The organism is Pseudomonas sp. NBRC 111143, from assembly GCF_001320965.1.
Lineage (GTDB): Bacteria > Pseudomonadota > Gammaproteobacteria > Pseudomonadales > Pseudomonadaceae > Aquipseudomonas > Aquipseudomonas machongensis.
Genome location: NZ_BCBT01000010.1, coordinates 1 through 14642 on the forward strand (window position 1 = coordinate 1; position 14642 = coordinate 14642).

Genomic DNA, 14642 nt, shown 5'->3' on the forward strand with positions numbered 1-14642 from the left:
CCGGTGCCGGTCAGCAGGACCTGCAGAGAGGTCTGCCGCGCCTGATCCTGGCCGCCGCCGAATGCGCCGAGCCGGTCAGCGAAACCCGTCACGAAGCGTTGCCGGTGGAGTTGTCCACAGGCGTGGCGCGCAGCCTGTCGCGTATCGAAGACCTGGGGCCAGTCGCGGTGGATCCAGCCTCGATCGCCATGGCCGAGGCGGAATTCATCGTCTCCGGTGGCAACGGCGTGAAGGACTGGGAGCTTTTCCACAGGGCGACCGTGGCGCTTGGCGCTACCGAAGGCGCTTCAAGGGTGGCGGTGGACGACGGCTTCATGCCGCGCAACCGCCAGGTCGGGGCTACCGGCACCTGGGTCACGGCGCGGGTCTACGTGGCTGTGGGTATCTCCGGGGCGATCCAGCACCTGCAGGGGATCGGTGCCTGCGACAAGGTGGTGGCGATCAACATGGACCCCGGCTGCGACATGATCAAACGGGCCGACCTGTCGGTGATTGGCGACAGCGCGGCGATTCTCCAGGCACTGATCGAGGCTGTGGACAACTACCGCAGCGGCGCTCAGCGCGACGCGGCATAAGGGCACGAGCATGAGTACGAAAGTCATCAGCCTGGTTTCCATCGGTGCCCACCCCAGCTCTGGCCGCGCCCGCCGCGCCGAGCAGGATGCACGCGCTGTCGAATTGGGCTTGCAGCTGGCTGGGGATAACTTGCAGGTGGTGCATGCCGGCGACCCGCGCGAAGAGGCCCTGCGTGCCTATCTGGGTATGGGCCTGGAGCATCTGGATGTCCTCGAGCAGCCCGCGGGGGCCGATGTGCTGGGGGTACTGGGGGATTACCTGCGCGATGCCGGTGCCCAGTTGGTGCTCACCGGCAGCCAGGCCGAGACGGGTGAAGGCTCGGGCATGTTGCCGTTTCTGCTGGCCGAGCGGCTGGGCTGGCCGTTGGTGGTGGGCCTGGCCGAGGTGGAATCGATCGAGAATGGCACCGCCCAGGTCCTGCAAGCCTTGCCGCGCGGTCAACGACGCCGGTTGAAGGTGCGCCTGCCGTTGCTCGCGACTGTGGATAACGCGGCGCCCAAGCCGCGCCAGAGCGCCTTTGGCCCTGCACGGCGGGGTGTGCTGGCAGCGCGTAACGTGGCGGTGGTGGAGGATCAGTTGCTCGAAGGCGACGCCTTGCAGCCTGCCCGCCCGCGGCCCAAGCGGCTCAAGGTGATCAAGGCCAAGAGCGGTGCCGACCGGATGAAGGCGGCCACGGCCAAGGCCAGCGGCGGCGGCGGCAAGGTGCTCAAGGATGTTTCTCCACAGGAGGGCGCCGAGGCGATCCTCAAGTTGTTGGTGGAGGAAGGCGTCTTGCGCTGACTGGTTGGGGCCGCAGAGCGGCTCCAGCTGTTACAAAGAGTTGCCCACCAAATCTGTTCGCGACCCTGTGAATAAAGTGTTCGCGCTTCTCTACAGCCCTTTGAAATCAAAGCCTGTAGGGGATTGATCAAAAAACATACAGCCCGCTTCGTGAATCGTCCGTGGCAATCACGGGTCATTCCCATGATGTTTCCCACAATCACTGTTGGCGGCTCTGTGGATAATATGTTGGGCGACCGCTAGATGCCTTGATTTCATTGGCCTGCAAGATAATGATCAATAATTGATCAAAACCCCGATGATCACTCTCAAGATCATGATTGATAAGGCTCCTGGGCCATTATCCACAGCACTTTTCCAACAACCCTGCATGTGCCCACAAAATCTGTTGGCGTATCTGTGGACAAGGTGTTCGATATTGCCTGCAGGCCTTTGAATCAAAGGCTTGCAAGGATTTGATCAAATAATGATCAATCGGCTTTCGGCAGATATTCGATTCCTGTCCACAACCCCTCTGAACAACTCTGTGGATAACATGTTCAGTTCCTCTGGATTGCAATGTAAAACGCCACGGCCGATCACTCGGTCGTGGCGTTTATCACCCTCCGTGAAGGCTTACTGAACCTTGACTTCCTTCAGGTATGGCGCGGGCTCTGCACCCAGGTTGGCCAGGACGCGGTTGCTGTACCAGTCGATGAAGTTGACCACACCGAACTCGTAGGTCTTGGAGTACGGGCCCGGCTGGTAGGCGGTGGAGTTGATCCCGCGCTGGTTCTCTTCGGCCAGGCGGCGATCCTGGTCGTTGGTGGCATCCCACACCTTGCGCATCTGCTCAGGGTCGTAATCGACGCCTTCGACGGCATCCTTGTGCACCAGCCACTTGGTGGTGACCATGGTTTCCTGGGCGCTGATCGGCCACACCGTGAAGACGATCATGTGGTCGCCCATGCAGTGGTTCCAGGAGTGCGGCAGGTGCAGGATGCGCATCGAACCCAGGTCGGGGTTCTTGATGCGGCCCATGAGCTTCTTGCACGCCTGCTTGCCGTCCATGGTCATCGATACGGTGCCCTTGAGCAGCGGCATGCGCACGATGCGGTTACGCAGGCCATGGCTTTTGTGCAGGTATGGAATCTTCTCGGCTTCCCAGGCAGCGGCGGACGCGGCGACGTGGTCCTTGAACGCCTGGTCGGCGCGCGGATCGTTGGTGTCGTCCCACTCCAGCAGGGTCTTGAGCAATTCGGGGTGCGAACCGTTGCAGTGGTAGCACTCGCGGTTGTTTTCCAGGACCAGCTTCCAGTTGGCCTTTTCCATCAAGGTGGTCTGCACGGCCACCTTGGCGTTCTCCATGTCGTACGGTTCCATGTAGTGGTCGAGCGTGGCGAGGAACTCGTCGATGGCCGGCGGATTTTCCGCCAGGCTGATGAAGATGTAGCCGCCAGCGGTCTTCACGTTGATCGGCTTGAGGCCGTACTGGTTCATGTCGAAGTCGGCGCCCATCTCGGTGCCGGCGAACAGCAGGCGGCCGTCGAGCTCGTAGGTCCACTGGTGGTATGGGCACACCAGCTTGGCTACCTTGCCCTTGTCGCTGACGCACAGGCGCGAACCGCGGTGGCGGCAGACGTTGTGGAAGGCGTGCACCTTGCCTTCGGTGCCGCGAATCACGATCACCGGGTTCTTGCCGATCTGCAGGGTCAGGTAGTTGCCTTTCGCCGGAATCTCGCAGGTCATTCCCGCGATCAGCCACTCCTTGTGGAAGATCTCCTGCATGTCGATCTGGAACAGGCGCTCGTCGCAGTAGAACGGCTGCGGCAGCGAGTAGGTCCGCTCGCGGGTCTGCAGCATCTCGGCGGTGGCCTTGCGTGCAGGTTCCAGTGGATCGCCCAGGCTCAGGGTTGCGGTGACGTCCATCGTTATATCCTCAAGGCCGTTGTCGGCCGGCGAAAGGTGGCTAATCGTTGTTGTGGTTGGCGCAAGGCTGTCAGCGAAAGAACAGCGGTTCTATTTGCCGAGGAGTGTGCGTTCGCGCCGTTCGCGAACCATATCCATGGGCGACATGGCCGAATCGAATTCCGACGCGCCAGCCCTTGTACCTCGGGGCTGGTCGCGATAAGCACGCCGATGTCGCGGATGGGAATGTGCGACGTCTCGGCGTTGCGCATTATCGCAGCCATAAGAAGGCCGATAGTCGGCTGCTGGAGAAGAACATGTCCGAAACCTTCCTCAATCCGGTCACCACCCAGACCTGGGCCAACGGCCGCCACATCGTGCGCTGCGTCAAGGTCATCCAGGAGACCTGGGACGTGCGCACCTTCTGCTTCATGGCCGACCAGCCGATCATGTTCTTCTTCAAGCCGGGCCAGTTCGTCACGCTGGAGCTGGAGATCGAAGGCAAGCCGGTGATGCGTTCCTACACCATCTCCAGCTCGCCTTCAGTCCCCTACAGCTTCTCGATCACGGTCAAGCGCGTGCCTGGCGGGCTGGTGTCGAACTTCCTCCACGACACCATGCACGAGGGCGCAGAGCTTCCCGTACACGGCCCGGTCGGTTTGTTCAACGCCATCGACTTCCCGGCCGCGAAGGCGCTGTACCTCTCCGGCGGCGTCGGCATCACCCCGGTGATGTCCATGGCGCGCTGGTTCTACGACACCAACGCCAACGTCGACATGGTGTTCGTGCACAGCGCCCGCTCACCCAAGGACATCATCTATCACCGCGAGCTGGAACACATGGCCTCGCGCATTCCCAACTTCAGCCTGCACATCATTTGCGAGAAGCACGGCTTGGGCGAGCCCTGGGCGGGCTATCGCGGTTACCTGAACCAACGGCTGATGGAGCTTATTGCGCCGGACTATCTCGAGCGGGTGATCTTCTGCTGTGGCCCGACGCCCTACATGAACGCGGTCAAGCGCATGCTCGAAGCGGTCGGCTTCGACATGAAGAACTACCACGAGGAATCGTTCGGTGCGACGCCGGCCGAGGCCAAGGCCGATGCGGTCGAGCACGCCGAAGCGGCCGCCGAGGCGCCGGAAGTGGATGTGGCCGACCTCAACCTGGTGGAGTTCGTCGGCAGCGAGAAGAGCATCCGCATCGCCCCGGGCGAGACGGTGCACGCGGCGGCGGCGAAGGTCGGGCTGATGATTCCCAAGGCCTGCGGCATGGGCATTTGCGGCACCTGCAAGGTGCTCAAGCTCGGCGGTGAGGTGGAGATGGACCACAACGGCGGCATTACCGAGGAAGACGAAGCCGAAGGGTACATCCTGTCATGCTGCAGCGTGCCCAAGGGGGATGTGCGGATCGAGTATTGATCCGTTGCACCGTACCTGTCGGTGCGGCGAACCGCTGCTGCCTGGCACGGGCTACGCCCGTGTTCGCGGGACAAGCCCGCTCCCACAGGGGATTGGGCTGGCCTTTAGATTTTGAACAAGACAGTTGCTGCTGCAGGATTTGCGTGTTCAGGTCCTGAACCGCGCCACCAACCCGTTCAGATCCACCGCCAGACGTGACAGCTCGGCGCTGGCCATGCTGGTCTGGTGTGCGCCGGTCGCGCTCTGCACCGACAGGTCATTGATGTTCACCAGGTTGCGGTCCACTTCGCGGGCCACCTGGGCCTGCTCCTCGGCGGCGCTGGCAATCACCAGATTGCGTTCGTTGATCTGCGCTACGGCGCTGGTGATGGTGTCCAATGCAAGGCCAGCGCCGCGAGCGATGTTCAGGGTCGATTCGGCTCGATCGGTACTGGTGCGCATCGATTCCACCGCATGCTCGGTGCCGCCCTGGATGCTGCCGATCATCCGCTCGATCTCGCTGGTCGACTGCTGGGTGCGGTGGGCCAATGCCCGCACCTCGTCGGCTACCACCGCGAAGCCCCGTCCAGCTTCACCGGCACGTGCCGCTTCGATGGCGGCGTTGAGTGCCAGCAGGTTGGTCTGGTCGGCCAGGCCGCGGATCACGTCCAGCACCTTGCCGATATCGCGGGACTGCCCGGCCAGGTCCTCGATCAGCCTGGCGGTGGTCTGCACGTCGCTGCTCATGCGCTCGATGGCGCCGACCGTCTCGATCACCAGGTCGCGGCCATCGCCAGCGGAGCGGCTGGCTTCACCCGAGGCCTCCGAGGTGCTGACGGCATTGCGTGCGACCTCTTCGACAGCGCTGGTCATCTCGGTAACCGCAGTCGCTGCCTGCTGGATCTCGTTGTTCTGCTGGGCAAGGCCGCGCGCGCTTTCGTCGGTGACGCTGTTGAGCTCCTCGGCGGCCGAGGCGAGCTGGGTGGCAGAGCCTGCGATCAGTTGCAGGGTGTCGCGCAGCTTGTCCTGCATCTTGGCCATGGCCTGCAGCAGACGAGCGGCTTCGTCGGTGCCGTCGGTGGTGACGCGTTGGGTGAGGTCGCCTTCGGCGATCTGCTCGGCGGCGCGCAGGGCGTCGTCGATCGGACCCACGATGCTGCGAGTCAGGATCAGGGCGAACAGCAGTGTGAGCACCGTGGCAGCGACCAGCAGGCCGATCACCAGCATGAAGGCACTGTCGTACTGGCGTGCGGCTTCCTCGTTGGTCTTGCGCGTCTGCGTGGTGTTGATCTGCAGCAGGTGTTCCATGGCCTTGTTGATCTGGTCCGAGTTGGCCAGCAGGTCGCGGTTGAGCATCTCGCGCATAGGGTCGAGCTGGCCGGCCTGGCTCAGGCTGCGCATGCGCGCTTCGAGCTGGCGGTACTGTGTCAGCAACTGGCCGAACTGGTCGAATGCGGCCTGTTCCTCAGGCTCGGCGATCAGTGGCGCGTAGGCGCTGCGGGCCTTGTCGATCTGGGCGTTGCGTTCGTCCATCAGGCGAATGGTATCGGCCTGGGATTCCCGGTTGACCAGCAGGCGATAGGACAGGGTGCGCAGACGCAGGTTGAGCGCGGTCATTTCGTCCAGCAGCTTGATACTCGGGACATTGACCTGCTCGATAATGATGCCCGCCTGCCGGATGTTGCCCATCTGGATGAGTGAAAAAATACCCAGGCTAAGCATCAGCACACCGATCAGGGAAAAGCCGAGCAGGGCGCGTGGGGCGATATTCAGATTGCGTAGGGACATGACGTCGAGATCCGGAGGGAAGGCTCGCGTCCATGCGAAGGAATTTGACCTACCTGCCTATCGGTCGGAACGCACGAGTCTTTAGGCAACGGGGGGCTAAACGAGGATTTACACTCGCTCTTCCTGACAGGCGGTTGATCCAGGCCGGAACAAGGTGCCCGCAAGCCTGTCAATCTGCCGGAACACACCCTCCCTTACCTGATTTTTAATGGCGGGGGCGCGAGCTTTTCTTTATCGTGTGCGCCCTTTGCAACAACCGAGATAGACGCATGTTGGAAGCATCCCTGAATCAACTGGAGCAACTGGTCGGCGACCTGATGCACAAGAACGCGCAACTGACCGAGCAGAACCAGAAGCTCGATCAGGAACTGGCCCAGGCCAAGGAAGAGAATGAGACCCTGCAGCTCTCGCTGATGGAGCAGGAAGAGAAGCACGGCGCTACCGCCGCACGTATCCAGGCGCTGGTCGAGCGTGCCAGTGCAGGTGTCGTAGGCGCATGAGACTGCAAGCGCAGCCGATCAATGTGGTGAACATTCTCGGCACCGACTACTCGCTGAAGGCGCCCGAGGGCCAGGAAGAGACGCTCTCGCAGGCCGTGCGAATGCTCAACGTCGCTCTGGCCGAGACCAAGCGCAACTACCCCACATTGATCGGCGACAAGTTGCTGGTGCTGGCGGCTTTGAACCTGTGCTCCAAGCAGATCGAGTTACAGCGCGAGCACGCGCAGACGCTGGAGCGCACCCAGGCGAAGGTGGATGCTGCGGTGGACGCTATCGCCCGGACCATTGGCGAGGCCTGAACCCTTCCCGAGGCAGGACGACTGTCCTGCTGATGATCTTGAACTGACGCGTTTTGCGGGGAGTGGGACAGCCCGCTCCCGCCGCCAGCCTTCTCGCTTAGCCGTTGATGATCGCGTGGATATCCGCCGCCAGCTCTCGCACGCGTGCTTCCTGGGTATCCCATGAGCACATGAAGCGTGCGCCGCCGCTGCCAATGAAGGTATAGAAGCGCCAGCCCTTGTTACGCAGGGCCTCGATGGCGAACTCCGGCAGTTGCAGGAACACCCCGTTGGCCTCCACCGGGAACATCAGCTCGACACCCGGCAGGTCACTGACCAACGACGCCAGCAACTGCGCGCAGTGGTTGGCATGTCGTGCGTGACGCAACCAGGCGCCATCCTCCAGCAGCCCCACCCAGGGCGCCGACAAAAAGCGCATCTTCGAGGCCAGCTGCCCGGCCTGCTTGCAGCGGTAGTCGAAGTCTTCGGCCAGTTCGCGGTTGAAGAACAAGATCGCCTCGCCCACCGCCATGCCGTTCTTGGTGCCCCCGAAGCACAGTACATCGACGCCCGCCTTCCAGGTCAGCTCCGCCGGCGAACAGCCGAGGAACGCACAGGCGTTGGAGAAGCGTGCGCCGTCCATGTGCAGGTTCAGGCCCAGCTCCTTGCAGGTGGCGCTGATCGCCTTGAGCTCGTCGGGGCGATACACGCTGCCGACTTCGGTGGCCTGGGTGATGGTGACCACGCGCGGCTTCGGATAGTGGATGTCCTGGCGTTTGAGCGCGACCTCGCGGATCGAGTCTGGGGTCAGCTTGCCGTTGACGCTGCGTGCGGTCAGCAGCTTGGAGCCGTTGGAAAAGAACTCCGGCGCGCCACATTCGTCGGTCTCGACGTGGGCGGTCTCGGAGCAGATCACGCTGTGGTAGCTCTGGCACAGCGAGGCCAGGGCCAGGGAGTTGGCGGCGGTGCCGTTGAAGGCGAAGAACACCTCGCAGTCGGTCTCGAACAGCTTGCGGAAATATTCCGAGGCGCGTTCGGTCCACTGATCGTCGCCGTAGGCGCGCTCATGGCCCTGGTTGGCCTTTTCCATCGCCGCCCAGGCTTCGGGGCAGATGCCGGAATAGTTGTCGCTGGCGAATTGTTGGTTGTTATCGGTCATGACGCCTGTCCTTTTTACGACGCAAGGCAGCACTCTAAACCATCGATTCAGCAGTTGCCTATACAAGCCGGGTGTGGGGTGTCAGTGCCGGCTTCTTGGCGGACAAGCCCGCTCCTGCAGGGGCACCACGGTCCCTGCACCACAATGTCGTAAACGCGCCATTGCAAGGCGCGCGCAGGCATCTGTGCCCCCCGGCCCAGTCATACCATCGCTGCAAAGGGTGAGAAGACCCTCATCAGACAAGAAGCGATCGCTGCCGGGAGAAACACGATGTTCAGCAAGCAAGACCAGATCCAGGGTTACGACGATGCACTGCTGGCGGCGATGAATGCCGAGGAACAGCGCCAGGAAGATCACATCGAGCTGATCGCCTCGGAGAACTACACCAGCAAGCGCGTGATGCAGGCCCAGGGCAGCGGCCTGACCAACAAGTACGCCGAAGGCTATCCGGGCAAGCGCTACTACGGTGGTTGCGAGCACGTCGACAAGGTCGAGGCGCTGGCCATCGAGCGCGCCAAGCAGCTGTTCGGCGCTGATTACGCCAACGTCCAGCCGCACTCCGGCTCCTCGGCCAACAGTGCGGTCTACCTCGCCCTGCTGCAGGCCGGTGACACCATCCTGGGCATGAGCCTGGCCCACGGCGGCCACCTCACCCACGGCGCCAAGGTGTCGTCCTCGGGTAAGCTTTACAACGCCGTTCAATACGGAATCGACACCAATACCGGCCTGATCGACTACGACGAAGTCGAGCGCCTCGCCGTCGAGCACAAGCCGAAGATGATCGTCGCAGGTTTCTCGGCCTACTCGAAAACCCTCGATTTCCCACGCTTCCGCCAGATCGCCGATAAAGTCGGTGCGCTGCTGTTCGTCGACATGGCCCACGTTGCCGGCCTGGTCGCTGCGGGCCTGTACCCGAACCCGATTCCTTTCGCCGACGTGGTCACCACCACTACCCACAAGACCCTGCGCGGCCCGCGTGGCGGCCTGATCCTGGCCAAGTCCAACGAAGAGATCGAGAAGAAGCTCAACGCCGCCGTGTTCCCCGGCGCTCAGGGCGGCCCGCTGATGCACGTGATCGCCGCCAAGGCGGTGTGCTTCAAGGAGGCACTGGAGCCCGAGTTCAAGAGCTATCAGAAGCAGGTCATCGAGAATGCCCAGGCCATGGCCCAGGTGTTCATCGAGCGTGGCTACGACGTGGTTTCCGGCGGTACCGATAACCACCTGTTCCTGGTCAGCCTGATTCGCCAGGGCCTGACCGGCAAGGATGCCGACGCCGCCCTCGGCCGCGCCCACATCACCGTCAACAAGAACGCCGTGCCCAACGATCCGCAGTCGCCGTTCGTCACCTCGGGCCTGCGCATCGGCACCCCGGCCGTCACCACCCGCGGCTTCAAGGTTGCCCAGTGCGTGGCGCTGGCTGGCTGGATCTGCGATGTGCTGGACAACCTGGGCGACGCCGACGTCGAAGCCGATGTCGCCAAGAACGTCGCCGCCCTGTGCGCCGACTTCCCGGTCTACCGCTGAGTGGAGTAGAACACCATGCAACGCTATTCGGGCTTCGGCCTCCTCAAGCACTCCCTCAGCCACCACGAGAACTGGCAGCGCATGTGGCGCACGCCAACTCCCAAGAAGGTCTACGACGTGGTCATCGTTGGCGGCGGCGGTCATGGCCTGGCCACGGCCTACTACCTGGCCAAGGAACATGGCATTACCAACGTCGCGGTGGTCGAGAAGGGTTACCTGGGTGGTGGCAACACCGCACGCAACACCACCATCGTGCGTTCCAACTACCTGTGGGATGAGTCTGCGCACCTCTACGAGCATGCCATGAAGCTCTGGGAGGGACTGTCGCAGGACATCAACTACAACGTGATGTTCTCCCAGCGCGGCGTCTACAACCTGTGCCACACCCTGCAGGACATCCGTGATTCCGAGCGGCGGGTCAACGCCAACCGTCTCAATGGCGTCGACGGCGAGCTGATCCTCACCGACCAGGTCGCAGCCGAGATCCCGTACCTGGACTGTTCGAAGAACACCCGTTACCCCATTCTGGGCGCCACCGTGCAGCGTCGCGGCGGCGTGGCCCGTCACGATGCGGTCGCCTGGGGCTTCGCCCGGGCCGCCGACGCCCTGGGTGTGGACCTGATCCAGCAGACCGAAGTCATTGGTTTCCGCAAGGAGAACGGTGCAGTGATCGGTGTGGAAACCAACAAGGGTTTCATCGGTGCCAAGCGCGTCGGCGTGGTCACCGCCGGTAACTCCGGGCACATGGCCAAGCTGGCTGGCTTCCGCCTGCCGCTGGAGTCGCACCCCTTGCAGGCACTGGTGTCGGAGCCGATCAAGCCGATCATCGACTCGGTGATCATGTCCAACGCCGTGCACGGCTACATCAGCCAGTCCGACAAAGGCGACCTGGTGATCGGTGCCGGCATCGACGGCTGGGTCGGTTATGGCCAGCGTGGCTCGTACCCGATCATCGAACATACCCTGCAGGCGATCGTCGAGATGTTCCCGATCCTGTCGCGCGTGCGCATGAACCGTCAGTGGGGCGGCATCGTCGACACCACCCCGGATGCCTGCCCGATCATCTCCAAGACTCCGGTCAAGAACATGTTCTTCAACTGCGGTTGGGGCACGGGCGGCTTCAAGGCCACGCCAGGTTCGGGCAACGTCTTTGCGGCGAGCCTGGCCAAGGGCGAGATGCACCCGCTGGCCGCGCCTTTCTCCATCGACCGTTTCTACAACGGCGCGCTGATCGACGAACACGGCGCTGCTGCCGTCGCCCACTGACCCGGAGACAATCGTCATGTTGCAAATCTTCTGTCCCCACTGCGGCGAGCTGCGCTCCGAAGAAGAATTCCACGCTTCAGGCCAGGCGCACATCGCCCGCCCGCTGGACCCGAACGCCTGCTCCGACGAAGAGTGGGGTACCTACATGTTCTTCCGCGACAACCCGCGCGGTATCCACCATGAGCTGTGGGACCACGTCGCCGGTTGCCGCCAGTACTTCAACGTGACCCGCGACACGGTGACCTACGAGATTCTCGAAACCTACAAGATCGGTGAGAAACCTCAGGTGACCGCCGCATCCAGACAAAGCGCCGCACCGGCGACCGCCAAGGGCCAGGGAGAAAAAGTATGAGCCAGGTCTATCGCCTCGCCAGCGGCGGTCGCATCGACCGCAGCAAGGTTCTGAACTTTACCTTCAACGGCAAGACCTACCAGGGTTATGCCGGCGATACCCTGGCCGCCGCGCTGTTGGCCAACGGTGTCGAGATCGTCGGGCGCAGCTTCAAGTATTCGCGCCCACGCGGGATCATCGCCGCCGGTACCGAAGAGCCGAACGCCATCCTGCAGATCGGCTCCAGCGAAGCCACCCAGATCCCCAACGTGCGTGCCACCCAGCAGGCGCTGTATTCGGGCCTGGTGGCCAGCAGCACCAACGGCTGGCCGAACGTCAACAACGACGTCATGGGCATCATTGGCAAGGTCGGCGGCAACATGATGCCGCCGGGGTTCTACTACAAGACCTTCATGTATCCCAAGTCGTTCTGGATGACCTACGAAAAGTACATCCGCAAGGCGGCGGGCCTGGGCCGTGCACCGCTGCAGAACGACCCGGACAGCTACGACTACATGAACCAGCACTGCGACGTGCTGATCGTCGGTGCCGGCCCGGCAGGCCTGGCCGCTGCACTGGCGGCTGGCCGTAGCGGTGCGCGGGTGATCCTGGCCGACGAACAGGAAGAGTTCGGCGGCAGCCTGCTCGACAGCCGCGAGACCCTCGACGGCAAGCCGGCCGCCGACTGGGTGGCTGCTACCCTTGCCGAGCTGCAGGGGCTGGCGGAAGTCACCCTGCTGCCGCGCAGCACGGTCAACGGTTATCACGACCATAACTTCCTGACCATCCACGAGCGCCTCACCGACCACCTCGGCGACCGCGCGCCGATCGGCCAGGTACGCCAGCGCGTGCACCGTGTGCGGGCCAAGCGTGTGGTGCTGGCCACCGGCGCTCACGAGCGTCCGCTGGTGTACGGCAACAACGACCTGCCGGGCAACATGCTGGCCGGAGCGGTCTCCACCTATGTGCGCCGTTATGGCGTGGCGCCGGGCCGCAAGCTGGTGCTGTCGACCAACAACGACCATGCCTACCGCACCGCCCTGGACTGGCACGATGCCGGCCTGCAGGTGATCGCCATCGCCGATGCGCGCCACAACCCGCGCGGTTCGTTGGTCGAGGAGGCGCGTGCCAAGGGTATCCGCATCCTCACCTCCAGTGCAGTGATCGAAGCCCGTGGCGGCAAGCACGTCACCGGTGCACGTGTGGCGGCCATTGATGTACCTGCGCACAAGGTCACCAGCCCTGGCGAATGGCTCGAATGCGACCTGGTGGCCACGTCCGGGGGCTACAGCCCGGTGGTGCACCTGGCTTCGCACCTGGGCGGACGCCCGGTCTGGCGTGACGATATCCTCGGCTTCGTGCCGGGCGACGCGCCGCAGAAGCGCGTGTGCGTCGGTGGCGTGAACGGCGTCTATGCGCTGGGCGACACCCTCGCCGATGGCTTCGAAGGGGGGGCTCGCGCCGCCACCGAGGCCGGCTTCAAGGCCAGCGTCGGCAGCCTGCCCAAGGCCCTGCAACGCAAGGAAGAGGCCACTGTGGCGCTGTTCCAGGTGCCGCACGACAAGGGCACTGCGCGCGCCCCGAAACAGTTCGTCGACCAGCAGAACGACGTCACCGCGGCCGCCATCGAGCTGGCCACCCGCGAAGGCTTCGAGTCGGTCGAGCACGTCAAGCGCTACACCGCGCTGGGCTTCGGTACCGACCAGGGCAAGCTGGGCAACATCAACGGCCTGGCCATCGCCGCCCGCTCGCTGGGTATCACCATTCCGGAAATGGGCACCACCATGTTCCGCCCCAACTACACGCCGGTCACGTTCGGCGCGGTGGCGGGCCGTCATTGTGGCCACCTGTTCGAGCCGGTGCGCTTCACCGCGCTGCACGCCTGGCACGTGAAGAACAACGCCGAGTTCGAGGATGTCGGCCAGTGGAAGCGTCCGTGGTACTTCCCCAAGCCTGGCGAAGACATCCACGCTGCCGTGGCTCGTGAGTGCAAGGCGGTGCGTGACAGCGTGGGCCTGCTCGATGCCTCCACGCTCGGCAAGATCGATATCCAGGGCCCGGATGCGCGCGAGTTCCTCAACCGCGTTTATACCAACGCCTGGACCAAGCTGGATGTGGGCAAGGCCCGCTACGGCCTGATGTGCAAGGAAGACGGCATGGTCTTCGACGACGGCGTGACCGCCTGCGTCGGCGACAACCACTTCATCATGACCACCACCACTGGCGGTGCCGCCCGTGTGCTTCAGTGGCTGGAGCTGTACCACCAGACCGAATGGCCGGAGCTGAAGGTGTATTTCACCTCGGTGACCGACCACTGGGCGACCATGACCCTGTCCGGCCCCAACAGCCGCAAGCTGCTGGAGCAGATCAGCGATATCGACCTGGACAAGGACGCCTTCCCGTTCATGAGTTGGAAGGAAGGCAACGTCGGTGGTGTACCGGCGCGGGTGTTCCGTATCTCGTTCACCGGCGAGCTGTCGTACGAGGTCAACGTCCAGGCCAACTACGCCATGGGCGTGCTGGAAAAGATCATCGAGGCGGGCAAGCAGTACAACCTCACGCCATACGGCACCGAGACCATGCACGTGCTGCGCGCCGAGAAGGGTTTCATCATCGTCGGCCAGGACACCGACGGCTCGATGACTCCGGACGACCTCAACATGAGCTGGTGCGTGGGGCGCAACAAGCCGTACTCGTGGATCGGCCTGCGCGGTATGAACCGCGAGGACACCACCCGCGAGAACCGCAAACAACTGGTTGGCCTCAAGCCTGTCGACCCGAACGTGTGGCTGCCTGAAGGCGCCCAGCTGGTATTCGATCCCAAGCAGCCAATCCCGATGGACATGGTCGGTCACGTCACCTCCAGCTACAAGGCCAACTCCCTGGGCTATTCGTTTGCCATGGGCGTGGTCAAGGGTGGCCTCAAGCGCCTCGGCGAGCGGGTCTATTCGCCACAGGCCGATGGCAGCGTGATCGAGGCAGAGATCGTGTCTTCGGTGTTCTTCGATCCGAAGGGTGAGCGGCAGAACGTCTAAGGCCCAGCCAGTACTCCTGGTTGGAATGAGGTCCCTGTGGGAGCGGGCTTGCCCGCGTATGCGATGGTGCATTCACCCCCCTCTTCGCGGGCAAGCCCGCTCCTACAGGGTCTCGGGTCGC

Annotated in this window: 12 protein-coding genes and 1 pseudogene; 9 read left to right on the plus strand and 4 right to left on the minus strand. The window is 63.3% G+C overall.

Annotation, left to right across the window (positions count from 1 at the left end):
* Positions 1–575: electron transfer flavoprotein subunit alpha/FixB family protein (locus APH44_RS07890; protein ID WP_177342470.1), on the plus strand; the 575-nt coding region annotated here is incomplete at its 5' end.
* A gap of 10 nt (positions 576–585) precedes the next feature.
* The gene (locus APH44_RS07895; RefSeq protein ID WP_054892141.1) at positions 586–1356 is read left to right on the plus strand and encodes an electron transfer flavoprotein subunit beta; all 771 of its coding nucleotides are present in this window, start codon (positions 586–588) and stop codon (positions 1354–1356) included.
* A gap of 615 nt (positions 1357–1971) precedes the next feature.
* Here the strand turns inward: APH44_RS07895 and gbcA are convergent.
* The gene (gene gbcA / locus APH44_RS07900) at positions 1972–3264 is read right to left on the minus strand and encodes a glycine-betaine demethylase subunit GbcA (protein WP_054892142.1); all 1293 of its coding nucleotides are present in this window, start codon (positions 3262–3264) and stop codon (positions 1972–1974) included.
* Between the two features lie 296 nt (positions 3265–3560).
* Between gbcA and gbcB the strand changes: the two genes are divergently transcribed.
* Positions 3561–4661 carry a glycine-betaine demethylase subunit GbcB gene (gene gbcB, locus APH44_RS07905; RefSeq protein ID WP_054892143.1) on the plus strand — a complete coding sequence of 367 codons (1101 nt, stop codon included), beginning with the start codon at positions 3561–3563 and terminating at the stop codon, positions 4659–4661.
* 147 nt (positions 4662–4808) lie between these two features.
* Here gbcB and APH44_RS30645 read toward each other — a convergent pair whose 3' ends face one another.
* Both APH44_RS30645 and APH44_RS30650 read right to left on the minus strand, forming a co-directional pair.
* Positions 4809–5681 carry a methyl-accepting chemotaxis protein gene (locus tag APH44_RS30645; RefSeq protein WP_370671078.1) on the minus strand — a complete coding sequence of 291 codons (873 nt, stop codon included), beginning with the start codon at positions 5679–5681 and terminating at the stop codon, positions 4809–4811.
* A pseudogene (locus APH44_RS30650) lies at positions 5664–6428 on the minus strand (MCP four helix bundle domain-containing protein); the annotation flags it as partial. The pseudogene APH44_RS30650 and the gene APH44_RS30645, both read right to left, overlap by 18 nt.
* Positions 6429–6697: 269 nt before the next feature.
* On the opposite strand from APH44_RS30650, the gene APH44_RS07915 reads away from it, so the two are divergent.
* Together APH44_RS07915 and APH44_RS07920 are read left to right on the plus strand one after the other, a co-directional pair.
* Positions 6698–6928, plus strand: coding sequence for a hypothetical protein (locus APH44_RS07915; protein WP_054892145.1), 231 nt, complete (start codon positions 6698–6700; stop codon positions 6926–6928).
* Entirely contained in the window at positions 6925–7227 is a 303-nt protein-coding gene (locus APH44_RS07920) for a cell division protein ZapA (RefSeq protein ID WP_054892146.1), read from the plus strand. The genes APH44_RS07915 and APH44_RS07920 overlap by 4 nt, the downstream gene beginning before the upstream one ends.
* Positions 7228–7324: 97 nt before the next feature.
* On the opposite strand, the gene APH44_RS07925 is transcribed toward APH44_RS07920, so the two are convergent.
* The gene (locus APH44_RS07925) at positions 7325–8365 is read right to left on the minus strand and encodes a low specificity L-threonine aldolase (RefSeq protein ID WP_054892147.1); all 1041 of its coding nucleotides are present in this window, start codon (positions 8363–8365) and stop codon (positions 7325–7327) included.
* A gap of 270 nt (positions 8366–8635) precedes the next feature.
* Here APH44_RS07925 and APH44_RS07930 point away from each other — a divergent pair, with 270 nt between their 5' ends.
* The 4 genes from APH44_RS07930 to APH44_RS07945 are packed head-to-tail and all read left to right on the plus strand — an operon-like array spanning position 8636 to position 14521.
* Complete coding sequence (locus APH44_RS07930; RefSeq protein ID WP_054892148.1) at positions 8636–9889, plus strand: serine hydroxymethyltransferase; 1254 nt, start codon at positions 8636–8638, stop codon at positions 9887–9889.
* Positions 9890–9904: 15 nt separating this feature from the next.
* Entirely contained in the window at positions 9905–11155 is a 1251-nt protein-coding gene (locus APH44_RS07935) for a sarcosine oxidase subunit beta family protein (RefSeq protein ID WP_054892149.1), read from the plus strand.
* A 16-nt stretch (positions 11156–11171) separates the two neighbouring features.
* Positions 11172–11507 carry a sarcosine oxidase subunit delta gene (locus tag APH44_RS07940; protein ID WP_054892150.1) on the plus strand — a complete coding sequence of 112 codons (336 nt, stop codon included), beginning with the start codon at positions 11172–11174 and terminating at the stop codon, positions 11505–11507.
* Positions 11504–14521 carry a sarcosine oxidase subunit alpha gene (locus APH44_RS07945; RefSeq protein WP_054892151.1) on the plus strand — a complete coding sequence of 1006 codons (3018 nt, stop codon included), beginning with the start codon at positions 11504–11506 and terminating at the stop codon, positions 14519–14521. The genes APH44_RS07940 and APH44_RS07945 overlap by 4 nt, the downstream gene beginning before the upstream one ends.
* Positions 14522–14642: the final 121 nt, after the last annotated feature.